At 69.4% G+C, this 21,955-nt stretch carries 19 protein-coding genes and 2 pseudogenes; 10 read left to right on the forward strand and 11 right to left on the reverse strand.

The annotated features are described in order from the left end of the window. Nucleotides 1-372: 372 nt before the first annotated feature. Nucleotides 373-723, reverse strand: coding sequence for a hypothetical protein (locus tag ACWDAK_RS35270; RefSeq protein WP_427395925.1), 351 nt, complete (start codon nucleotides 721-723; stop codon nucleotides 373-375). Between ACWDAK_RS35270 and ACWDAK_RS35275 the strand changes: the two are divergent. Then, nucleotides 713-1,098, forward strand: a pseudogene (locus ACWDAK_RS35275) (response regulator transcription factor); the annotation flags it as partial. The gene ACWDAK_RS35270 and the pseudogene ACWDAK_RS35275 sit on opposite strands and share 11 nt — an antisense overlap. Before the next feature lie 183 nt (nucleotides 1,099-1,281). On the opposite strand, the gene ACWDAK_RS35280 reads toward ACWDAK_RS35275, so the two are convergent. Further along, the gene (locus tag ACWDAK_RS35280; RefSeq protein WP_427395913.1) at nucleotides 1,282-1,554 is read right to left on the reverse strand and encodes a hypothetical protein; all 273 of its coding nucleotides are present in this window, start codon (nucleotides 1,552-1,554) and stop codon (nucleotides 1,282-1,284) included. A 330-nt stretch (nucleotides 1,555-1,884) separates the two neighbouring features. Between ACWDAK_RS35280 and ACWDAK_RS35285 the strand changes: the two genes are divergently transcribed. Together ACWDAK_RS35285 and ACWDAK_RS35290 are read left to right on the forward strand one after the other, a co-directional pair. Beyond that, nucleotides 1,885-3,147, forward strand: coding sequence for an alpha/beta hydrolase family protein (locus tag ACWDAK_RS35285; protein WP_427395914.1), 1,263 nt, complete (start codon nucleotides 1,885-1,887; stop codon nucleotides 3,145-3,147). A gap of 195 nt (nucleotides 3,148-3,342) precedes the next feature. Continuing rightward, a pseudogene (locus ACWDAK_RS35290) lies at nucleotides 3,343-3,519 on the forward strand (NF041680 family putative transposase); the annotation flags it as partial. A gap of 884 nt (nucleotides 3,520-4,403) precedes the next feature. On the opposite strand, the gene ACWDAK_RS35295 reads toward ACWDAK_RS35290, so the two are convergent. From ACWDAK_RS35295 to ACWDAK_RS35305, 3 genes are all read right to left on the reverse strand, one after another. Next, complete coding sequence (locus tag ACWDAK_RS35295; RefSeq protein WP_344640892.1) at nucleotides 4,404-5,405, reverse strand: LamG domain-containing protein; 1,002 nt, start codon at nucleotides 5,403-5,405, stop codon at nucleotides 4,404-4,406. Nucleotides 5,406-5,749: 344 nt separating this feature from the next. Then, entirely contained in the window at nucleotides 5,750-6,751 is a 1,002-nt protein-coding gene (locus ACWDAK_RS35300; protein WP_427395915.1) for a hypothetical protein, read from the reverse strand. A 151-nt stretch (nucleotides 6,752-6,902) separates the two neighbouring features. After that, nucleotides 6,903-7,163, reverse strand: a complete 261-nt coding sequence (locus ACWDAK_RS35305; RefSeq protein WP_427395916.1) for a hypothetical protein — start codon at nucleotides 7,161-7,163, stop codon at nucleotides 6,903-6,905. Between the two features lie 237 nt (nucleotides 7,164-7,400). Here ACWDAK_RS35305 and ACWDAK_RS35310 point away from each other — a divergent pair, with 237 nt between their 5' ends. Further along, nucleotides 7,401-7,844: a hypothetical protein gene (locus ACWDAK_RS35310; protein WP_344640895.1), complete on the forward strand. Its 444-nt coding sequence runs from the start codon at nucleotides 7,401-7,403 to the stop codon at nucleotides 7,842-7,844. Here ACWDAK_RS35310 and ACWDAK_RS35315 read toward each other — a convergent pair whose 3' ends face one another. The 5 genes from ACWDAK_RS35315 to ACWDAK_RS35335 all read right to left on the reverse strand — a co-directional run bounded on the left by ACWDAK_RS35315 (nucleotide 7,845) and on the right by ACWDAK_RS35335 (nucleotide 11,054). Then, complete coding sequence (locus tag ACWDAK_RS35315; RefSeq protein WP_427395917.1) at nucleotides 7,845-9,020, reverse strand: hypothetical protein; 1,176 nt, start codon at nucleotides 9,018-9,020, stop codon at nucleotides 7,845-7,847. Further along, the gene (locus tag ACWDAK_RS35320) at nucleotides 9,017-10,141 is read right to left on the reverse strand and encodes a HesA/MoeB/ThiF family protein (protein WP_427395918.1); all 1,125 of its coding nucleotides are present in this window, start codon (nucleotides 10,139-10,141) and stop codon (nucleotides 9,017-9,019) included. Before ACWDAK_RS35320 ends, ACWDAK_RS35315 begins: the two co-directional genes overlap by 4 nt. A gap of 74 nt (nucleotides 10,142-10,215) precedes the next feature. Then, nucleotides 10,216-10,341, reverse strand: coding sequence for a hypothetical protein (locus ACWDAK_RS35325; protein WP_344640898.1), 126 nt, complete (start codon nucleotides 10,339-10,341; stop codon nucleotides 10,216-10,218). A 48-nt stretch (nucleotides 10,342-10,389) separates the two neighbouring features. Next, nucleotides 10,390-10,569: a hypothetical protein gene (locus ACWDAK_RS35330; protein WP_344640899.1), complete on the reverse strand. Its 180-nt coding sequence runs from the start codon at nucleotides 10,567-10,569 to the stop codon at nucleotides 10,390-10,392. A gap of 2 nt (nucleotides 10,570-10,571) precedes the next feature. Then, a complete protein-coding gene (locus tag ACWDAK_RS35335) occupies nucleotides 10,572-11,054 on the reverse strand; it encodes a S26 family signal peptidase (RefSeq protein WP_344640900.1) in 483 nt (160 codons plus the stop codon). Nucleotides 11,055-11,431: 377 nt separating this feature from the next. Between ACWDAK_RS35335 and ACWDAK_RS35340 the strand changes: the two genes are divergently transcribed. From ACWDAK_RS35340 to ACWDAK_RS35350, 3 genes are all read left to right on the forward strand, one after another. Beyond that, entirely contained in the window at nucleotides 11,432-11,989 is a 558-nt protein-coding gene (locus ACWDAK_RS35340) for a hypothetical protein (RefSeq protein WP_427395919.1), read from the forward strand. Between the two features lie 77 nt (nucleotides 11,990-12,066). Further along, nucleotides 12,067-13,872, forward strand: coding sequence for an ABC transporter ATP-binding protein (locus ACWDAK_RS35345; RefSeq protein WP_344640902.1), 1,806 nt, complete (start codon nucleotides 12,067-12,069; stop codon nucleotides 13,870-13,872). Between the two features lies 1 nt (nucleotide 13,873). Further along, nucleotides 13,874-14,374, forward strand: coding sequence for a MauE/DoxX family redox-associated membrane protein (locus tag ACWDAK_RS35350; protein WP_344640903.1), 501 nt, complete (start codon nucleotides 13,874-13,876; stop codon nucleotides 14,372-14,374). A gap of 286 nt (nucleotides 14,375-14,660) precedes the next feature. Here the strand turns inward: ACWDAK_RS35350 and ACWDAK_RS35355 are convergent, their stop codons facing one another. Beyond that, nucleotides 14,661-17,126: a helix-turn-helix domain-containing protein gene (locus ACWDAK_RS35355; protein WP_427395920.1), complete on the reverse strand. Its 2,466-nt coding sequence runs from the start codon at nucleotides 17,124-17,126 to the stop codon at nucleotides 14,661-14,663. A 456-nt stretch (nucleotides 17,127-17,582) separates the two neighbouring features. Here ACWDAK_RS35355 and ACWDAK_RS35360 point away from each other — a divergent pair, with 456 nt between their 5' ends. The 3 genes from ACWDAK_RS35360 (at nucleotide 17,583) to cpt (ending at nucleotide 21,954) form a co-directional block, all read left to right on the forward strand. Beyond that, the gene (locus ACWDAK_RS35360; protein ID WP_427395921.1) at nucleotides 17,583-19,439 is read left to right on the forward strand and encodes an AfsR/SARP family transcriptional regulator; all 1,857 of its coding nucleotides are present in this window, start codon (nucleotides 17,583-17,585) and stop codon (nucleotides 19,437-19,439) included. A 751-nt stretch (nucleotides 19,440-20,190) separates the two neighbouring features. Then, nucleotides 20,191-21,231, forward strand: coding sequence for a hypothetical protein (locus tag ACWDAK_RS35365; RefSeq protein WP_427395922.1), 1,041 nt, complete (start codon nucleotides 20,191-20,193; stop codon nucleotides 21,229-21,231). A 192-nt stretch (nucleotides 21,232-21,423) separates the two neighbouring features. Next, nucleotides 21,424-21,954 carry a chloramphenicol phosphotransferase CPT gene (gene cpt / locus ACWDAK_RS35370; RefSeq protein WP_425557853.1) on the forward strand — a complete coding sequence of 177 codons (531 nt, stop codon included), beginning with the start codon at nucleotides 21,424-21,426 and terminating at the stop codon, nucleotides 21,952-21,954. Nucleotide 21,955 lies beyond the last annotated feature (1 nt).

A 21,955-nucleotide genomic window follows, 5' to 3' on the forward strand; every position in this document is an offset into this window, starting at 1 on the left:
GCACGACGGCGCAGCTCAGGCGGGTAGGAAGTGGGACGTGCCATGACTCGAATCCTTACACGAAATCGAGTCCCCACCGAACCCGGGGCGGTTCAGGGTCCTGCCCGCTCGGTGGCGCCGGGCGTCCGACCGACATGCTGGGCCCAGGAGGCGCGGCGGCTGCGCAACTCTCCCACGCCCGCGCCCGGTTCGTCAGGGATTCACCCACGCACGGCGGGTGCTTGGCTAATACAGGGACTCAGCGTCGACCTCGCTCATCAACCGAACCGCCCTCGACCGACAGCATGCCATGCCGTCCGACGGAGCCGAGCCAGCGGTCGAACCATGTGCGAGTACGGCGGAGCAGGTCGAGTCGGTGGGCACGTTCGGTGATCATGTGCCCCTCCACCGGATCTCGCGCACTTCGGGCCGGGTGTTGCTTACCCGGGTCAGGGGGCCGCCGGGTGGCTCGGCGTGGACGTTCTTCGGTTGGCTGGCGGTGCCCGCGAGCATGGCGACCGTCTCGCCGGTCCGGCTCGCGGTGAGCGCGTGGGCGATGCCTTGCCAGGTGGCCACCCGTTGGAACGTCGTGTCCTCTGGATCCAGTCGGTACAGGGCGGTGTCCAGGCCGTCGGCGAACAGTGCCAGCGGCGTGCCCTCGGCGACCTGCACGAGTTCTGTCGGGCACACGGCCATCCCCGCGGTCAGGTTGCGGTGCTGTTGCGCCGGCCCGGCATCCGGCACGGTGATGTCGAAGACTGCCGTCCCTTACCTCGCCGCAGCCGTACGGCTGGTGGACACCGGGGACGCGCTGCTCGCGCCGTCGATCACGCGTCGCCTGGTCGAGCGGTTCGCGGGCGGCACCCCGCGGCGGTCCGCCGCCGTCGACACCCCGGCGCTCCACGGCGACCTGGCCCCGCTGACGCCGCGTGAGGTGGAGGTCTCACGCTGCTCGGGCGCGGGCTGTCCAACACCGAGCTGGCGGGTGAGCTGACGCTGAGCGAGTCGACGGTGAAGACCCATGTGGCGCGGATCTTCGCCAAGTTGAACCTCCTTGACCGGGCGCAGGCGGTGGTCCTGGCGTACGAGACCGGGCTCGTCGCGCCGGGAGGAGGGTGAACGGGCACACCGTCCGCGCGCTCACCGCCGGAGCCCGCGGGCGGGGCTCTCATCTCCCTTGATTCGCACGAAAATCAGCCATCTCACTCGTTCGAGCGAACTCGCCGGTGGACGACGCCTTCTACCGCCCCATGGGGAGCATCGGCATGTCCGTGCCCGGAGGTGAGCATCCCCGCGGCAGCGCTACCTACGGTCTTTGGATAGACCCGTGAATTGGGCAACAGATTCCGGTTGTACTGGGCTTCTGCTTCGGTGGCGGCCCTGGCCGGCCTTGATGATGTCGGCCAGGGCGTCGTTGGTCAGTAGCTCTTCGGCCAGGAGCCGGAGCACGGGGGCCATTGCCACCTGGGGTCCGGAATCGGCGCCCCGGGAGACATCGAGCAACTGCACCGCCGCATCACGGCCCTGGAGCAGCAGGTGGTAGATCTCACCGCCCAGCTCGACGAGCGCGACCAAGAGCTCGGAGCCGCGCGGGCAGCCAACCGCGAGCTGATGACCAGGTTGAACACCCGGTCCCAGCCAGCCGACTTGGTGCACCAGCTCGGGCGCTGACGACGACAGGCGTCCCTACGCGACCTGGCACCGTCGACACTCGGGTTCGTCCGTCCCTCCGGCCAGCCAGTCGTCCGATCATCCGGCTATCCGTCGGCCAGGGCCGCAGCGGACCCCGCCCGCCACCCGTCCGCGTCAGCCCGGGGATGTAAACCCTAGGGCCAATACGAGGTGACGGAGGATCAATCGGTGGACTGATGCTGCCCACCCGCCCCGCGTGACAGCGTTCCGCGCATGGACACCACGCCGATGGACACCACGCCGGTCGCACGCCGTACCGGACCGACCCGCCGCCGCATGCTGGGCGCCGCCCTCGCCCTGGGCGCCGTCGCGCCGCTGGGCCTCGCCCGCACCGCCTCGGCCGCTCCCGCTCCCGCATCCTCCGGCACCGTCCCCTCCGGCACCGGCTCCCCCGCACGGCTCACCCTGCCCGCTCCCACCGGCCCCTTCCCGGTGGGCATGGTGCCGCTGCACCTGCGCGACGAGTCCCGGCTCGACCCGAATGCCAGGCCCGGAAAGTTCCGCGAGCTGATGGCCACCGTCTGGTACCCGGCCCGGTCCGCGGACGCCGACGCGTACCCGCTCGCCGCCTGGATGACCGAGGGCGCCCTGAAGGCCTTCCTCGACGACGTCGGCTTCCCGCTCCCTCTCGCGCTCGCCCCGCTCACCGCCGGCCACGAGGGCGCGCCCGTCCACCGGACCGGCCGGCCGCTGCCCGTCGTCCTCTACTCGCACGGCGCGGGTAGCCACCGCGCCGACCACACCATCGTGGTCCAGGAGTTGGCCAGCCACGGCTTCGCCGTCGTCACCGTCGACCACACCCACGACGGCATCACCGAGTTCCCGGACGGGACCGTCGTCACCCGGGACGGCGTCGCCCCGGGGCTGTATCCAAGGGACTACGCCGCCGACCTGCTCTTCCTGCTCGAACGCGTTGTCGACCTCGCCAACGGACGCAACCCCGACGTCGACGGCCGCGCCCTGCCGGCCGGCCTGCTCGGCGGCCTGGACGCGCGGAACATCGGCGTCTCCGGCTGGTCCAAGGGCGGCACCGCCGCCGCCCTCGCCATGGTCGCCGACCAGCGCATCCGCGCCGGCCTCACCCTGGACGGCCGGATGGAGTCGAACCCCGCCATCACCACCGACATCGACCGGCCGTTCATGATGATGACCGCCGCCTACACCCGGGCCGCCAGCCCGTACGTCGAGACCTTCTGGGGCCACCTGCGCGGCTGGCGCTTCGACGTCCAGGCCACCGGCGCCGTGCACTCCTCGTACGGCGACAACATGACGCTGATCCCCCAGGCGGGCAGGCTGCTCGGCATGACCGAGCAGCAGATCCAGTCCCAGGTCGGCACCATCGACCCCGACCGCTGCGTCCTCATCCAGCAGGCCTACCCGCGTGCCTTCTTCGACCTCCACCTGCGCAACCGGCACTGTGGCAACCTGCTCGACGGACCGTCGAAGGCCTTCCCGGAGGTCGTGTACCACCCGTAGACCCGGTACGGCGGCGGGCGGCCGCCACGGGGGTACGGCCGCCCACTGCCCGCTAACTTGATCTTTAACCTCCGACGTCGAACAGCCTGCCGAGTGTGATCACTCGTTTCGGTAACTGCCGTACGTGGAGGCGGCCTTCGTCTGATCCTGTGCTCCGACCAAGGAACGCACACAACCATGACGAAGGCCGTGGGGATGAGTCTGCTGCATGATCGCGTTGAGCATGGCGGGTTCGCTGAACTGTCACGCTTCCGGGGTGAGTTCTACTCCTGCCTGACCAAGCGTGGGGATGCGCTGTTCGAGTTGGCTGATGCGGTGCTGTGCGCCGACGGGCCGGTTAGGTCACTGGTGGAACTCTCACTGGTGGGCGAGGGGGTGGGGTGGTGGTGGGTCGGTGTTCGGTTTCGTCCGGGGTGCTGTCCTGGTGACCGGCGCTGCCTGCCGCGCTTCCGGGTGGCGCCCTTGGGCGTCGTCCGGGTCGGGTTGCCGGGGGCCGCCATCCGGGCCTGCGCCGCCGTCTCGGCCCTGCTGCGCCTGGCTCCGTCTCGGCCGGGCCTGCTGCGGCGCCGTGCGGCCGGGCTGCGCCCTTGCCCGCTTTGCTGCGCCCCGGTCGGCCCGGTGGCTGGGGCTGTTGCTGGGTGGCCGTCAGACCGTTCTGGAGGTTGTCCAGGCGCGTTCCGTCCTGCCCCTTGGGATGGGTGGTGTCCGGGCTTTCCCGTTGTCCTGCGAGCTGTCCTGGCGCGCTGGGAGGCTGTTGGGGTGAAGAGTGTGCGTGGTGCTGGCCCGGACCGTGCCTGTTTGCTCCCGGGCCGCCCGGGTTGGATCCGGGATGTCGTCTATCTCGACGACCAGGTGCTGGATCACCTCGCCTCGGTCGCCGCGGCGAACGTCTGGCGGGACGACGACCGCTACCTGCTGCCGGTGGACACCTACCAGATCGCGGCCATGGCCATCACGGCCCTGGCCGGGGCGGTTCCCGAGAACGGCCGCGCCGGCCAGGTGGTGCTGCACACGTTGCCGGCCTGGAAGCTGGAGGTGATGCGCGGCATGGTCTTTGCAGCGGCGATGTGTCACCTGTTTTCAATGGTGGGGTTCGTGTTAGCGCTGGTCAGGACGGTGGTTCCGCTGAAGAGTGGTGGCGTGTTGGTGGTGAAGCGCGGCGTCGTTGTCCGGTGAAGTTTGCTGTCGCCCGCTATCACAGTGGATCAAGACTGGTGAGGCCTGATGGCCGCGTGCTCGGATGGCTCAGGCGCGCTTCAGCCCTCGTCCAGCAGCCAGCCGGCCATTGGCGCCGCACCCGCGGTCGTACCGCCGCTCTTCTGCAGCTGGGCGACGTCCGAGGCCGACAGCGCCTGGTTCCACACCAGGACGTCGGAGATCGCGCCGTCCCAGTTGTCGACCCACGCCCCGTGGTACTTCGCCCGGCCGAGCTGCATCCGGCTTGCGGAGTTCCAGATTCCGTCGACCTTGGTTGTGTCCTGCGGCTCGCCGTTGACGTACAGCGTGATGGACTTAGCCGAGGCGTCGTACACGCCGGTCAGCAGCACCCACTTGCCGGTCCAGGACGGCTGCTTGGAGAACGCCTGGCGGGCGTTCTTGTCCTCACCGCCCGGCAGGGTCTGCACCTTGAAGACCCACTGGTTGTGGATGCCCCAGTCGTCGCGGCCCAGATAGAAGGTGTAGTAGTCGCCGCTGCCCTGGCTGAGGACGCACCTGCCGACCTTCGGGGCGTTGTTGTCGACCAGCGCGGAGACGGTGAAGCTCTTGCTGGTGTCGACGACGGGCCCGTTGCTCTCGCCGTGGTCGGTGTCCTTGCCGGTCATCAGCACGGCCGGGCCGTTGTGGCCGTCCGCCTGGCCCGGCTTCACCGTCTTGCTCAGCACGATCGCGTTGCTGCCGTACTTGTCCACCAGCTGTGCCAGGGTCGGCGTCGGAGACGGCGCCGCAGAGCCGCTCGCCGAGGCCGAGGCCGAGGCGGACGGCGTGGCCGGGCCGACGGCGTCCACCCGCTTCGGGTGCGCGGGGCCCGACAGGGCGATGGCGGCGGTCACGATGCCGGCCACCACCACCACGGCCGCCGCACCGCCGCCGATCTGGAGCATCCGGCGCTTCTTCAGCTCCGCCTCGTGCTGCCGGGCCAGCGTCTCCCAGTCCGGCCTGTTCTGCGGCCACTGCTGCCCGCTCACCGGGGGCAGCTGCTCCGGCCTGCCCCAGCCACTGCCACCGTTACCGCCAGGTATGCCCCCGCCAATGCTCATGGGCCGACATGCTAGGCCATGGCCGTCGGAAACCTGCGAACCGGCCTGCCCCAGAAAGCAGACGGGAACGCGCTGTTGGCGGCGGATCAGCGCCGTGGACGAGCCGTGGATCAGCCCTGGACAGGCTCCGGCCCGGTCTCGGCGACCGGCGTCGCCTTCCCCGAGTCGAGCAGCAGCTGGGCGACTGTGAGGTCGTGATCTGGCGGTGTGTTCCGATGAGGCTCTGAAACAGCGACGCCGTGAACTGATCGGAAGTCTGGACGATTTGCCGCTCGAGCCTCTGATCTACAGTGATGTAGGTGCTGTTCGGAGACGTGTCGGCTTCCTCATGTCGTACTCCGGTGTCACCCCCTACCTGAACCCCGCACATCCCGCAGACCCACGCTGACCATCCGAGTAACGCATCGCGACCCCCGCCAAGCCATGCAGCCCCCTAACAGGCCACTTTGAGGGCCTCCAGCTGTCCGCGCTGCTCCTCGCTGAGCTTGTCCCGGCGGGCCTTTCGGTTGTTCAACCAGGTGCCCAGTGACAGCCCCTCCTCGGTCTTGCGCGCGCGGGACCTTCGCGTGCCCCTCCCGCTCGACGAACGCCGCGAGCGCGGCCAGGTGCTGCTGGAACCGGTCCGCCCGCGACACCTTCGGCTTGGCCGCGGCCGCCGCCCGCGCGGCCGCCAGCTCCTGGTCCTCGGCGATGTCGAGCGCCGTCAGCAGATCCCGCTGCTCCTGGTCGAGCTCCGCCCAGCCGGCCCGCTGGGATCGCACCCACCGGCCGAGCTGCTCGCCCTCGAACGCGGTCTCCAGCGGGAGCTGCGCCCAGTCGACGAGGCCGTCCGAGTCCAGCCACCACTGCCGCGCAACGCTGTAGGTCCGCTGCCAGACGATCGGCCACGAGGGCGCCCACCACGGGTCGATGACGATGTTGCCGTCCGCCTGGATGGCCAGGTGGGCCCCGGGGTGGTTGTACGTGCCGGACGCCCACAGCGCAGGGCCGCCGGGGCCGCCGCCGGCGGGGTAGACGACCAGGTTGCCGTCGGACTGGAACCACACGGTGGCACCGAAGTGGCCGTAGGTGCCGGACGACCAGAGCGGGGTGTTGTTGTTGTACTGGACGAGGTTGCCGTCCCACTGCATGACGAACTCGTGGGAGCCGACGCAGTAGCCGCTGGCGATGCCCAGGTCGTGCCCGGAATAAATGTTGATGCCGGAGCTCGACGTTTCATAGCAGCTGTACGGGACACCACGCGGAGCAACGACAGCATTGGCGGCGGTGGGGGCAATGAACACGGACGCGGTTGCAGCAGAGATTCCGGCTATGAACTTTGCGGCCCGGCTCACGTGCTTGGACATGTGAATCCCTTTCCGTTTCATATGGGGCTGGCGTTCTGTGAATTGGAACTCATGAGGCTGGCCGTCGGCGCCTCGGTCGGCCCATCGGTGAATCCCTGCTGCTCGTCCATGCCAGACTTCGAGTCCCGACGCCCGATTTCCTGGAAGCAGCTCAGGAGCAGGGCACGCCGGTGTTGACCCAGTTGTCGTAAATGGTCGTGCAGTTCCCGTTGACGGTCACGTTCTGCACCCACCAGGTGGTGCTGATGATCTGCGTGAGGTTTACACCGCTGGTTCGGCGTGGCCTTGTACCGGTTGGTGAATGAGTCCGTGCAGGTCGGATCCCTCTATCAGACTTCAAGCGCTGAACGATGACGCCGAGAAGGGATTTAAGACCGGCGCCGAACGCCGGTGAGGAGTCGACGCCGATCATCATGGACACCCCAGAGCGGGCAGCGTCTTCCTAAAACATGTTCGCGTCGTAGGCGACGGACAGGCCGGGCCGGGTGACGATCGCCCCCGGCGCCCCCGGGGCAGGCATGTAAGTTATGTGCGCCATTCACCGAGAGAGGTAAGGCGACCACATTGCCATGTTCCAGGGGCTGCTTTCCTTCACCAGCACCTTGCAGTTCCCCTGGGAACCGACCGCGAATACGTAGCTACGCTGTCGTTGAGCCTCCACCTGCTGGCGACCCGCCGGTCGGAGAGCAGGCTCGGGCAGTGGCGCGAGCAGCTCGGGCGCCGCTGGAAGCCGCGCTCGGCGATGCTGTTCGACCTGTTTGCGGCGACCGACCGTCCGGAGTTCCTGACCGTGCGACCGGACGGCCGGGACACGGCCGAGGCCACGGCGGATGGGATGGACCGGGACGGCCGCGACTACCTGCGAGGGCTGGGTCGCCTCCGCCGACTGACGCCGTTCGCCAGGGACCTGGCGTCCGGGGACTGCAGATCGAGTGTGCTGCTCGGCGACCTGACAGCGGAGTACCAGTCGGCGGCGATCACGCCCTACTGGGGGCCGTGGCGGGTCCCGTGCCCGTTCAGGCGAGGGTTCCGGGCGGGCGCTTGGGGTCGTGGAGCGCTGTGGGGCGCGCGCCCTGTGGAGGGCTACTGGTGACTACCGGTGGCGGCTGCGGCGTTGCCGCCACCAGACGGTAGCCCACAGCGCCTGGGGGCCGAGCAGGAGCAGGATGGTGGTCAGCGCGTCGAGGGCCGACAGCCAGCTGGTCGCGTGGAACAGTTCCCCGCCCGCACGGGTCAGCATGGCCCACACGACGTGGTGCCAGGCTTCGGCGGCCATGGTGAGGCAGGCGGCGCTGCCAAGGAGCATGACCACCGCGTAGGCGCGGACCCGGTTGCCTTCGGGGCGGCTCAGCCCGATGAGTGGGTCGGTGGCCGGGCGGCCACTGGCGCGGGCCAGCGTGAACCTCACGAAGGCGGCCGCGTCGTGGTACAGGTTGCGGCACCCGAGCAGGTCCTGCAGAACGAAGTAGAGGTCCGTCCTGGTGAAGACCATGAACTCGGTTAGGATTGCGCCGAGTTGGGTGGCCGCGACGGCGGCCAGCGCTCGGTTCGGTCCGGTGAGCAGTTGCGTGAGCAGGGTGCAGCCGACGACCGAGAGGTCGAGCAGGAGGCCGGCGAGGTAGACGGTGATCCTGGTCCGACGCGGGCTGAGCCAGATTCCGGAAACGTCGGTTTGTACGACGAGGAATTGCAGGCGGGTGCCGAGCCGGATTGTGCCGGGGACGCCGGCCGCGCGTGCGGTGAAGAGGTGGGCGAGCTCGTGCAGCATCAGCAGTAGCCAGGTCAGTGCCGCTTCGCCGAGCAGCACTGCCGTGCCGTGGTTGCTCCACAGCAGGTCGGTCCAGTGCAGGCGCAGTTGTGGTTGGATCAGCGGGACCGCGAGGCCGGTCAGCGCGAGTGCGGCGAGAAGTGCGTGCAGTACCGGGTTGAGGGTCCAGCGCACCTGGTCGGGTTTCACCCGCGGCAGGCTGGATCGGGCCGGTGGGGCGGAGGCGACGGGCTGTCCGTTCAGCGATCGGACGAAGCCCAGGCGGCAGAGCGAGTCGATGAATGCGTCGATCTCGATCAGGGTTCCGGTCTCCTGGTGGATGCGCTGGCGGACCTCGGCCGGCGGGACCGCGGCGCCCAGCAGGTGGATGACTCGAACGCCGGCGGTCGGCATGGTCACGAAGGTTCCGGTGTCGGGCCGGCCGACGATCCACTCGGTGCCGTCGCGGCGAAAGCCCAGTGGATGGAGGAGGATCCGATCCTGTGCGGGGTCGTCGGTCACGGCCGTTCGGAGCCGGGCGTGGTGAGAGGGCCCGCTGGGAGGACGGGTGGCCGGTTGCATGTGGGACAGTCCGGCAGGGCGGGGTGGCGGACGTAGACCAGGTCGTCGGGCGCGATCAGGTTGATCCCGCGGATGAACCCCGGCCGGGTCCTTGAGATGCCGGTGAGCAGGGCGATGACCTCGTTGGCGACCAACTGGCCGGAGATCCCGGCGGATGGGGCGATGACTCCCTGGCCACCGAGGCGTGGCGGGGGGCCTGCTGGGAGCAGCGCTTCCTCGCCGGCTGCCAGGCACGGGAAGCAGGGGCCCTCGGGCGTGAAGACGCCGACGGTGACCAACGGGCCGTTGTAGCCGCCGCCGACCCATGGCACGCCGGCCCGGACGGCGGCCTTGGACACCCACCCGCGTAGGGATTCCGAGTCGGGTTCGTCGGCGCACAGCGCCAGGATGTCGAAGCCCGCGAGCAGTTCGTCGAGTTGCCGTTCGTCGGTCACCGCTCGGTGCTCGAACGTTATTCGGGCTTGGGAGTTGACGCTGCGCAGTCGCTCGGCGGCTGCCTGGGCCTTCGGGCGCCCGATGTCCGCCTCCGTGTAGAGCACCTGGCGGGTCAGGTTGCTGGCTTCGACCCGGTCGTGGTCGACGCAGTGGATGGCGCCGATGCCGGCGGCGGCCAGTGCCCAGGCCGCGTGGCTGCCGGTGCCGCCCAGGCCGAGGACGAGCACGCGGGAGCGGGCCAGGGCGTTCTGGGCCTGTCGGGGGGTGTGGCCCGGGCGCAGGTCGACTCGGCGGAAGTAGGCCAGGTTCCTGCTGTACCGGTCCGCCTCGGAGCCGCTCGGCGTGGCCGGTTCGTCGTTCACGGCATCCTCGATGTAGCCGGTGGCGAGGAGTGCGGTGAGCAGGCCGTCAGCCTGGGTCGCCGAGAGCCCGGCGAAGTGCTCCAGCAGGCATCGGGCGATATCGGGCGGTGTGCGTCGGCCGTCCATGAGGTCGAGCGCGGTGGCCACCCAGTCGTGCGGGTCACGGATCTCGGCCGCCAGCCCGTAGATTTCGCCACCGATCCGGACCGTTCCGTGCGGCGTCCGGAACGGCAGGTGTTCGCTCTTCACTCGCGGGAACTGCACGGCTCGCCCTCCTCGGTGGTGTGCGGGCGGACGGCCCAGGGCCGTCCGCCCGCGGTTCATCTCTGGTCGGTCGGTCAGCCAGTGGCTGCCTTCGACTTGATGGTCTCGATCCGGTCGAGCATCCGGATCTCGATGAGCGCGGCCGGCTGCGTCTCGGTGGTCTCCTCGGCGCCGGTCTTCTGCTCGTTGTCGTCGGTCATGTCAGTCACCTCCCCTCTGTTTCGACGTCGCTTCCCGCTCGTCCGCGGTCAGGGGGAGCAGAAAGCCTGGCAGTGTCCGTTGTAGTAGCAGGTCTGCAGGCAGATGTTGGTGTCGTCCAGGTACTTGTTGCACCACGTGTAGTCGGGGCCGCAGCCGGCCGAGGCGGTCTGCTGCGGAACCAGGGCGTTGAGCAAACGGTTGCCCATGGTGCGCGTGAAAGCGAGCACGGTCATTCCTTCCATTGGAGAGTCCGGGGTTGTTCCCGGAAGACTGAGGGGTCGCCGGGGCCGGGCGCATTCCGGCGCGGGTGCCGTTGCAGCACCCTGCCGACGATGTCGCGGCGCTTCACGTAGCCCCAGCGTTTGGAGTCCTCGCTGGCCACGTGGCGGCCGAGGACGAGGTAGCAGCCGTCGGGCGTGGGGGTTCCCACTGGGTTGCCGGTGGCTGCGGTGAAGATCTCCGGCTCCGGGTCTCCGGGGGCGGCGGCCACGTTCTTGATCAGGAGTTTTGCGTTGCCGTGTCCGGGGTCGGCCATTCCGGACGGTCGCCTGACCACGACCACGTCACCCGTGCGGGGGCGGCCGACGAACCAGCCCCGCGCGGCCAGGACGCGATCGCCGGGAAAATATTGCGGAGCCATGCTGTGACCCTCGACCCGAACCATGAAAATGGAGCGTCGCACGCCGAGAGCCAGGGCCACGAAAAGCAACACCGAAACGAGAATTATCACACCAGCCCTGCCTGAACGTAGCTTCGGACAGACTTTTCCGGCCCATGGGCCGAATGTCGGCAGAGGTCGGCGATGCCGCCACGAACGACTTTCCGTTCGGCCGATCGGCGAGAGAAACCGTACTCCCTCCGGAGAATCGCTTGGCAAGTGCTTCCGGCGTGATGTGACGCGCATCACAATCGGCTTTCCTTGGCGGTTGCCGGCCTGCTTGGAGAACGAATAGAAGACAAATAGCGGCGAATAGTGCACGAGAAGTCCCGCAAGAGCGGACGGCGGCATGATTGCGATTGATAAGACGGGCCTTGCTGTTTTCGTGGGGTACGCGGATCGGCGCGAGTCCGTACGGCTCAAGGAGAGAAATGTCAGTGACCCTGTGCGTGCTCACGGCCGTCCTCGGGATCGCCACCACCGTCAACCTCATGCTCACCTGCGCGGTCATCCGCCGGTTGCGCGAGATCGAGTCCCGGCCCGCGGGCAGCGATGACAAGCTGCCGGCCGTGGGGACCAGGGTCGGCGAGTTCAGCGCCGAGACGGTGGCAGGGCAACACATCGACCGATCCGACGTCGCCGCCGGTGACTCGCTGGTCGGCTTCTTCCTGGTGGGGTGTGCGCCGTGCGCCAAGCTGATCGACGCACTGACCTCGGGCGCCGACCTCAGTCTGCTGGACCCGCTGTTCTTCGTCTCCGGTGACGCGGCCTCCGCGGAGGCGCAGGAGATCGCGGCCAAGCTGGGCCGCGTCGGACGCGTTGCCCTGATCGGCGCCGAGCCGGAACTCACCGACGCCTTCGGCGGCATCGGGACCTACCCGATACTGCTGCGGGTGCGTGACGGTGTCATCTCCCAGGCTGGCCGGACGCTGGACAGTGTGGTGGCGGTGCCTTCCGCGGGGTCGGTTCGGACCGAGGCGCAGGCGTGACCGTCAGGGATCGACTGCGACGGGGCGTCAGGTCTCCCGGTAGCGGTACTGCTAGACCCGCCCCGGGTCGGCTGCGGGTGACGGCCGGGGCGCTGCGGCTGGGCTGGCAGGCCTCACCGCTCGGTGTGGTGGGCCAGTTGCTGCTGGCCCTGGTATCCGGCGTGCTGCCAGCCGTGACCTCCTACCTCGGCAAGCTGCTCGTGGACGACCTGGTGGGCCGTGCCGCTGTCAGCGGCGGCCGGATCGCAGTCCTGGCGGCGGCCGTCGCCCTACTGGGCGGACTCGGTACGGCGCTGTCCTCCGTGGCGGGCTTTGCCGGCACGGTCATGGGACGGGCTGTCAACCTGACCGCGCAGGACCGGCTCTACCGCCGGATCAACGACTTCCGTGGCCTGCGGCCCTTCGAGGACCCGCAGACCCAGGACACCATCAGGCTGGCCGAGCAGTCGGCGCAGGACGCCCCGCGCCAGGTGCTCGAGTTCGCGGTCGCCACCGTACGCAGCGCAGTGACCATCGCCGGCTTCCTCGGGACGGTCCTGGTTTTCTGGCCGCCGATGGCGCTGCTGCTGCTCGGCACGATCGTGGTGGCGGCCGTCGGCCAGCTCAAGGTGGCCCAGCACGCCGCCGCCAGCACCAAGCGGATGATCTCCACGGTGCGCCGCCAGTTCTTCTACCGGCAACTGCTGACCGATCGCAGGGCGGCGATGGAGATTCGGCTGTTCGGCGCTGGGCCGATGCTGCACGGCAGGGCAGTGGAGAGCCTGCGGGAGACCAGCGACGCCAGCGTCGCGGTCGCCCGCCGCAACACCCTCGTGCAGGTCCTTCTCGCCCTGCTGGCCGCAGCCGTGGCAGCGGCCGCCGGGGTGGCGATCGCCCATCAGGTGCGCCAGGGCCGGATCACCATCGGCGCGATGACCCTGTTCACGACCGCAGTCGCCTCGGTGCAGGGAGCGCTGTCGGGCGTCTTGATCCAACTCGGTCGCACCGACGAGGTCCTGCAGCACTTCGGACACTACCTCGCCCTCATGCGGATGCCGCAGGATCTGCCGGACGGTCCGACGGCGCCCGCACCGCTTCGATCCGGCATCACCTTCGAGGACGTCTGGTTCCGCTACGGGCCGGACTCCCCCTGGGTGTTGCAGGGCGTGGACCTGGTACTGCCGCGCGGTCAGGCCATCGGACTGGTGGGGGTCAACGGCGCCGGCAAGAGCACCCTGGTCAAACTCCTGTGCCGGTTCTACGACCCCGAGCGCGGCCGCATCCTGTGGGACGGCACGGACATCCGAACGCTCTCGGTCGCGGAACTGCGCCGGCGCATCGGCGTGACCTTCCAGGACTTCATGACCTACGACATGAGCGCCCGCGACAACATCGGCGTCGGCTCACCGGAACTCCTGACCGACCTCGACCGGATCCGCGACGCGGCAGCACGCGCCGACATCGACGCGACCCTGACCGCGCTCCCACGCGGCTACGACACCCTGCTCAGCCGGGTCTTCCTTGACTCGAAGAAGGACAAGGGAGCGCTCCTGTCCGGCGGCCAGTGGCAGCGGGTCGCACTCGCCCGCTCCCTGCTGCGAACCAGCGCCGACTTGCTCATCCTCGACGAACCGAACTCCGGCCTGGACCCGCTCGCCGAACGCCGGGTCCACCGGACCCTGGACCGGCACCGCTCGGGGCGCACCAGCCTGCTGGTGTCGCACCGGCTCTCGGCCCTGCGCGGAGCCGACCTCATCGTGGTGCTGGCCGAGGGCCGGATCGTCGAGCAGGGCGCGCACGAGCTGCTCCTCAGCCGGGGTGGCCTGTACGCCGAACTGTTCGAGGCCCAGGCCGAGGGCTACCAGTACGCGGCCGCCCGCGGCGGCGAGAGGATCGGAGGCTGACATGGAAGTGCTGGAGCTGTCCGCCCGGATCACCCTGATCGTGGTCTTCGGTGCCGCGGTGTTCGGCAAGTGCCGAAGCCGCCGTGCCCTGCGGCAGTTCGCCGCCGGACTGGCCGACTTCGGCTGGATCCCCGCCCGGCTGCGCCTGACGGTCGCGCTGGCGGTGCTGGCTGCGGAGGTCGGGGCGGTGCCGCTGCTGCTGGGCGATCGACAGGTCGGAGCCGTCCTGGCGTTCGGCCTGCTCGCGGTGTTCACGGTGGCCACCGTGCAGGCCGGCCGAGCCGCGGCGTGCCAGTGCTTCGGGACGGCGGACACGCCGGCGGCGGGCGGCACGGCCGCCTTCGTCACCAGGAATTCCCTGCTGATGGGGCTGGCTCTGGTGGCCGGGCTGGTCCCCGGCGGCGCGCCGGCCCTGCCGGTGTGGGTGGCGGCCGTGGGGGTCGGGGCCGCGCTCGGGGCGGTCGTCATCGGCTGGGACGAGGTGGCCTACCTGCGATCGTGAGCGCACCACACCGCGCAGAGGGGGCGGCCGGCGAGCAGGACGGGATGTGCCCGCACTGTGGCAACTACCACCACGTCCATCACGCGGATTCCTCGGCTAAACGACCTGATAGGGCCACTTTGACCCCATCCGACCGATCCGGTGCTGAATTTCCGCATAGACCCGCACGTGCCGCAGCGACGCCGGGCGCTGCCAGCACGTCGCGCCCCACAGGCCCCCTGCCGTATGCGGCCAATCCGGACGAGTTCCGCCTTCCTGGGGGATTCGACGGTGGCCCAGTGGCAGATCATCGCGCCCCGGCTGGGGGTCCGGTGATTATCTCTGCCGCGGCGTGGCTGCCATCGTGCTCTGCTCCATGAGGAGCGTGACTGAGGTGGTGTTGGAGCCGGGCGTGGCGGAACTGGTAGACGGCTCCGACCTGGCGCAGTACTCCTCGGTGGTAGGCGTCGTCGAGGAAGGCCATGGTCGCCCAGGGGAGTCGTCCGGTCAGGGGGAGCCAGATGCGGGTGAAGAGCAGCCACTGGCCCCAGGAGGTGAACGCCAGGATGTAGGAGAGAGTGGCGATGAGAGCGCAGTCGGTCCCGAGGAAGAGTCCTTGCCAGAGCGAGGGTGACTCGAGGAGCCAGCCCGGGAGGACGGACCCCAGCACTCGCTGGATGACGGCGATGGCGATGGCGACCACCGGCGCGACGAGCAGGGCCTGGCGGATGATGGTGGTGCGATTGATGGCCAACAGCTCCATTGGAGCGGCGGCGGCACCAGGATCGACAGGTGTCTCCAAGGCGGCCATGAGACCGAGAGCCAGGCCGGTCGCCATGGCGAAGACGAACCCGTCGTGAAGCGAGTAGATCAGCATGGCCTCGGTCACGCCGATCGGTGCCCGAGGGTCCTTTGCGACCACCAGTCCCAGCAGCCTGACGGCGGGACCGTACGCCAACCCCACGATGGCGCCGACCAGCAGGCCGGCGCAGGACGCGGTGCGGACTCTTCGTGCGGGCACGCCACCCTTCCATCGGCCACGACGTGGCAGTTGCAGCCGCACGCGGGACGGTTCGAACGCTATGTTGCCGACGGTGACGGCGATCCCGTAGGCCAGCCCGAAGGTCAGGCCTACGATCGGGCCGACTGTGAGTCCGCACAGAAGGCTTTCGTACAAGCTGCCTTGCTTGTACGGGCTGAGCTCGAAGACGGGCCCCACGGAGAGGAGTGAGACCACCGTGCAGGCGAGGACGATGGCGAGGATGCGCGAGCGCAGGCTCAGGAGGCCGGACAGCTGCCACCACGCCAGGTCCTGGTGGTCGCGCTGATCGGGCTGGGTGAGGTGTCGGGCCAGGTGCCCCAGGTACTGCTGGGCGTGGTGGGAATCCCATGTCCGGTGTGGGTGGGCGGAAGCGGCGTCGGACCGGACCGGCGGGCGCTGGCGGTAGACGGTCGGTACGAAGCCGGCCAGCAGGTGCTCTTCGAGGGAGTGCGGTGCGGGGAAACGGACGGTGTCCAGGAGGACGGCTGGGTCCTGCCCCGGGGTGTCGCTGTAGAGCGTCCGGGCGAGCATCACCATCAGCGGGGTGCGCAGCACCGCGGCAAGTTGGACGCTGGAGGGGCTGTCCGGCCGGTCGCACAGCTCGTCCAGGACCGGATCCCATACGGTCGAGGTTCGTTCCGGCCGCGTGCCCTGTCCGGTCGGGCGGGCCGCGCGTGGGAGGTAGTGGACCAGATCGGCGGTGGTCAGGTCGGTCAACTCGATGCCGGCGGCCTTGCGTAGCAGGTCGGCCTTGGCGGCGTCGGCGAACTGCTCGGTGCGGCTGGTCAGCAGCAGGGGCAGTGAGACGGTGTTGAGCTCGTGCATGGCGGCCCGGTGGAGCCCTGCGGCGATCTCGTCGAAGCCGTCGAGCACCGGCAGGATCCAGCCGGCGTCGACCAGAGCGGCCGCCATGGTGGAGCGGCGGCCGGGAGCGCGGGCGGTGAGGTTCGGGTGGTCGCGCAGCAGCCGCTCGACGAGCCACTCGCGCAGCGCGGTGGTGGTCGGGTCCCACGATCCGATGCTGAAGACGACCGGCACGGGATCAGCGCCGCAACGCCGGCCCAGGAAGTCCAGGACAAATCGCATCATCAGAACGCTCTTGCCGGAACCGGCGCCACCGAGCACGACCAACCGCCCGGACGGGACGCGCCGATAGACGTCCGCGATGTCGGCCAGGCCGCCGTCCAGCGACAGCGGTACGGTCACTGCCCCTGGAGGAGCACCGCTGATGTTGTCCCAGTGATCCAACAGTTCAGCAGCCGCTGACCGCCACCGTACGGGCAGCGGGAACGGATCGTGGATCCGGCGCTGCTCCTCCTCACGGATCCAGCGCCTGCGGACGTCATGTGCCAGCACGTCGGCAACCTCGGCGAGCATGCCCCCGATCGACCGCCCGCCGGTCCCGACCGGCATGGGTATTCGTTCGGTCATGGGGCCACGCGTCTTCGGCGCATCCTCGTGGGAGACAGAACTGGAGACCTCAACAGCCACAGCCTTGTCGTGGTAGGCGGCCAGCAACTCCTGCCAAACGTCGTCGCGATCACGCCCCATGGCATCGGCCAGGCCGTGGGCGACCAGCCTCACCGTTCCCAGTCGGGCATCCCTGGGCTTACCCGTCTCCAGCCGCTGAACGGTCCGTACCCCCAGCCCGGCCCGCTCGGCCAACTGCTCCTGCGTCAGCCCCGCCTGTAGCCGCAACCCGCGAAGCAGGGGTCCGAACTGGCTGCTCACTGCGACGCACTCGCTCCCATCAAGGATCCTCCGTCTACGGGCGAATCAAATCACTCTACTGCGGCCCCGGTCACCGATTCGAACCACCCGTCAGAACTGGCGGGTCCCTGACGTGGCGCGTTGGCCAGCCAAAACATGAACGTGATCACCAGCTGGCCGCAACCGTCGGCAGGCAACACCACGCTGACGAGGCGAGCAGCCGGCCCACGGAGGCCGAACGCCGAATGTCCGCAGCGATCCCGCTCTGACCTGAGGAAGTCGACACGCATGTCCGCACCGAACACGCTTGCTGAGATGACCGCGGCCCCCGGCGCACAGCGGCCGCACCCGAGCCCCGGCAGGGGCCGAGCGTCGGATGCCCTGCCTGCCAACGGCTCACCCACCCGGCGACTTGTCATGCAGGAAGACACACGAGAAGCCCCGACGTCAGACCGACCGGCTGCTGGGAAACCTCCCGTGGAATTCAGGATCCTCGGCACGCTCGAAGCCTTCGCCACCGGCTGCCAGATGACTCCGGTCCGCCCACGGCAGCGGGCCGTGCTCGCCTACCTGCTCCTGCACGCCAACCGCCGGGTCAGTACCAAACAACTGATCGACGCCCTCTGGGCCAACGAACCTCCCCGTACTGCACGAGCACAGGTCCACACCGCCATATCGGCGCTGCGTGCCGCGCTGCTACCCGTCGCCGGGCGCCTCTCGTCGGAGATGTCCGGCTACCGACTGCAGACCGCCCTGGAGGAGGTGGACGTCTCGATCTTCCAAGCCCGGCTCTCCGCTGCACAGCGGCTTGTAACAGGGCGCCAACCGGAACTCGCGGCACCGCTGCTGCGGGAGGCCCTGGCCTTGTGGCGCGGTGATGCCCTGGCCGGAGTGGACGCCCCGTTCGCGGTGGCGGCCCGCAACTGTCTGGAAGAGCAGCGCTTCGTCGCCCACGAACTGCTCGCGGACCTCGATCTGGCAGCCGGCCGACATGTAGAGCTGATCCCACGGCTGACCGCACTGCTGAACGACTACCCGGCCCGGGAGGCGGTAGCACAGCGATTGGCCGTTGCGCTCTACCGCGGCGGCCGGCAGGCGGACGCCCTGGCAGTCCTGCGCCGCCTGCGCTCGACACTGGTGAGCGAGTACGGCTTGGAGCCCGGACCGCCATTGGCGGACCTCGAGGCGGCCCTGCTGCGCCAGGACCCGGTGCTCGACCCTCCGCCGCAGCAGCCAGCGGCTTCCGGCCCCGCTGCCGCCGCGCCGACCAGCGCCCGGCTTGAGTCGCAGCATGCGGCGGGTGACAGCGACTTCACGCATCCGCGGCCCGCGCAGTGCCCCGACCGGATCGCCGGCTTCATCGGCCGAGCGGGCGAACTCGCCACGCTGGACCGCTTACTCGATGGGCACGCCCAGACCGCACGGCTGGCGGTTGTCACCGGCCCGGCCGGGGTGGGCAAGACCGCCCTGGTCCTGGAGTGGGCCAATCGGCAGGGGGGCTCCTTCCCCGACGGTCAGCTCTACGCGGACCTGCACGGATTCGACACCCAAGACACAGAGTGTCCGGCACGGATCCTGCAGCACTTCTTGACCGCGCTCGGCATCCCGGACCACCGGATCCCGCTCGACCTGACACACCGCCAAGCCCTCTTCCGCTCGTCCGTCGCCGGCCGGAAGATCCTGGTCGTGCTGGACAATGCCAGCGACTTCGAGCAGGTGCGGCCGCTACTTCCGGGTTCCGCAACTGGCCTCACCCTGGTCACGAGCCGAGACAGACTGGACGGACTAATCGCCGAGACCGGAGCGATGCCACTGCCGCTGCCGATGTTCACACCCGACGAATCCATCGAAGCACTGAACCAGATCACAGGTCCAGAACGGCTTGCAGCTGCCCCAGAATCGGCCTGCGAGCTTGCTCAGTTGTGTGGCGGTTTGCCCCTGGCGTTGCGCATCTCGGCCGTACGGCTGGCGGTGGAACCGGCTACCTCTGTGGCGGAGCTGGTGGCCGAGCTGGCGCAGACGGAGGACCGGCTGGTCGGCCTGTCACTACCCGGCAACCAGCACAGCGTGGCAGGAGCACTGGAGCAGACCTGCCGACGATTGACCGCCGAGCAGGCAAGGCTCTTCCGCCTTCTCGGCTCACATCCCGGCCCGTGGATCAGCCTCGCGGCCGCCGAAGCCCTCGCTGGGGACGGACGGGCGCTGCGCGGTTCGGCCTCTGAGCAGGTTCGCCAGTCACTCCGCATCCTCGAGTCACTTCACCTCGTGGAGCAGGTTAAGCGGGACCAGTACACCATGCACCCGCTGGTCCGTCTCTACGCCGGTCGGCCCTGATCGACAGCAGCATCGTCACCAACGCCGCCAGCGGCGAACCCCTGTGCTGCGCGACCGTTGGTGACGCGCTCGCCCCGCTGCGTCTGGCGCTCGGGCAGCACCTGGCCCGGTAGGGCCGCCGTGTCCGCCGCGCGGCCGCGGCCTTCCCGCGCGCGATGGACAGTCCCAGCAGCGTTGGAGAGGGTGCGGCGCGCAGGCCGGGAACAGGCTTGGCCGCTGTCAGGAGCGCCGGATATCCCGGAGGGGCAGCAGCAGACCACGACCACCGGAGACGTCCGTGAGCACCCGTCACAGCCCAGCCCCGCCCTACGACAACGACGGCCACGACCGGGACGGCGGGAGGCTGTCCCGGCTGGGCCGGACCGCGTACCGGCGCGGCGCCGAGAACCCCAACGGCTCGACCGCCGCGCTCGGCGTCCTCAAGGTCGCGACCGCTGATCAGCTCCAGCCTGCTGCGCCCTGGGGCGGCGTCGAACAAGGTGATCCGGCAGGCGCTCGGCGACCTCGCTCCCCACGGCCTGGTCGCCTCGGACGGCAACCGCGGCGAGGCACAAGACGTGGCGGTTGGAGGGCGCGGCCGGGCTGGACGCGGCCGCGGCGGTGCTCGGGATGCGAGCTGGTCGAGCTGAGCCTTGGTCACTTCGCCCGCCGGCTTTTGCTGGTGGAGAATCCAGACCCCCGGCTTCACCTCGCGGCTCGCCCAGGTTCAGACCAAGCCGACGGTGCCAGAGCAGATGGACGGCTTCCACCCGTGCCAGCACCGGCCACGAGTCTCGCGCCGCGCAGCGCGCAGGCGCGCGGCCTGGCGGGACGGATCCTCGAGCGCGCGGCAGGGCACCACGGCTGCGACGATCTGCTGGCGGACTGCGCCGGTACGATCGCGGAGTTCGGCGAGGCACTGGACCGGTACCTGCGGTCGCGGCCGGCCGACTACCTCGTCTCCTTCCGCGCTCTGCTCGCCGTCGCCCAGGAGTACCACTGGGCGAACGCCCTGGACGGCTTCACGGACGACATCTACGAGCTGGAATGCCCGCACTGCGGTGCGGGGATGAAGATCGCCGTCGGCGGATTCGGGTGCTACTCGCAGGTGTGGGACGGGAACGAGGAGCTGCGACGGGAACTGCGACCGGCAGTTGCCGAGGAACTCACCGGGACCGGCCGGTGGATGCACCAGACCGCGGTCCGCGACGGGCAGGCGGTGCTCGCCGACGGGATCGCCCACCTCTTCGGCGAGGCGGAATGCCCGGTGTGCGCCAGCGTCTTCAACGTCGCGGACGAGTACACCCACGCCAACCGCCCGGCCGTGCGATTCGCCACGGCGGAGGTCCGCCTGGGGGTCGCCGACGCTGCGCAGCCGCGTCCCGACCGTGAACCGGGATCGCGTGATGACGAGCCACGGCAGGATCCGGGCATGCCGTGCGACGTTTGCGACCACGAGATGGTCCGGTGGACCCATCGTCCGAACGAAGCCGCCGAACACTGGTCGTGTCCGTGGTGCTACGCAGCCACGAGCTTCGACCTACCGCAGTTCGAGACGTCACGGTCGGCCTACATGCCGCCGGACCTGCGGTGGGAGACCGCTTCATCCGAGTTGCTCTGGGATGCCTCCCGCCACGCCTACGGCTACCAGCGGCGGACGCTGTGCGGAGAAGCCGGACATGTCCGGCTCCCCGTACGGCATGTGGGGCTGGCTCCGGGACGACTGTCCGGACTGCACCGCCATGGCAGAGACCATCGACGCGCGGTGGCCCGTGGACCGGCGCGATCCCACCTATCGCACGAGCATTCGTGACACCCCTGCGTCGTAGGCGCTGACGGCCCATGGCCCGCTGGGTGCCAGGCTGCATCGAGCCTGCCCCGACCGAGGTCGACGAGAACGCCCTAGTGCTGTGACCAGCAACGTTCACCGGGTTGTGACAGGCGGCACGGAGTCCGCGGAATTCCGTTTCGAGCGTTGCCCTGGTGCCTCTACTGTGGCGCGGTGATGACTCAGGTGATCGTTCTCAACGGTGGTTCCAGCTCGGGGAAGTCCGGGATCGTTCGGTGTCTGCAGGCAGTCCTGCCGGATCCGTGGCTGGCCATTGGGACTGACACGCTGGTTGAGGCGATGCCGGCGTCCATGCAGGCGTCAGACGGCGGGATCGAGTTCGCTCCGGACGGAGAGGTGATCGTCGGACCGGAGTTCCGAACGCTGGAAGCGGCATGGATCGAGGGAATCGCCGCGATGGCTCGCGCGGGCGCCCGGATCATCGTCGATGAGGTCTTCCTCGGCGGAGCGGACTCACAGCAGCGATGGCAGAAGGTTTTGGGCGAACTGCGGGTGCTGTGGGTCGGCGTCAGGTGTGACGGTGCGGTCGCTGCAGGCCGTGAGATCGCACGAGGCGATCGGATCATCGGGATGGCCGCCTCCCAGGCGGACGTGGTCCACCAGGGCGTGGTCTATGACCTGGAGGTGGACACCGCGCATGCCGAGTCGATGGAGTGCGCGCGGGCCATTTCCGCACATCTCAAGTGAT

Source organism: Kitasatospora sp. NPDC001175, assembly GCF_053598215.1.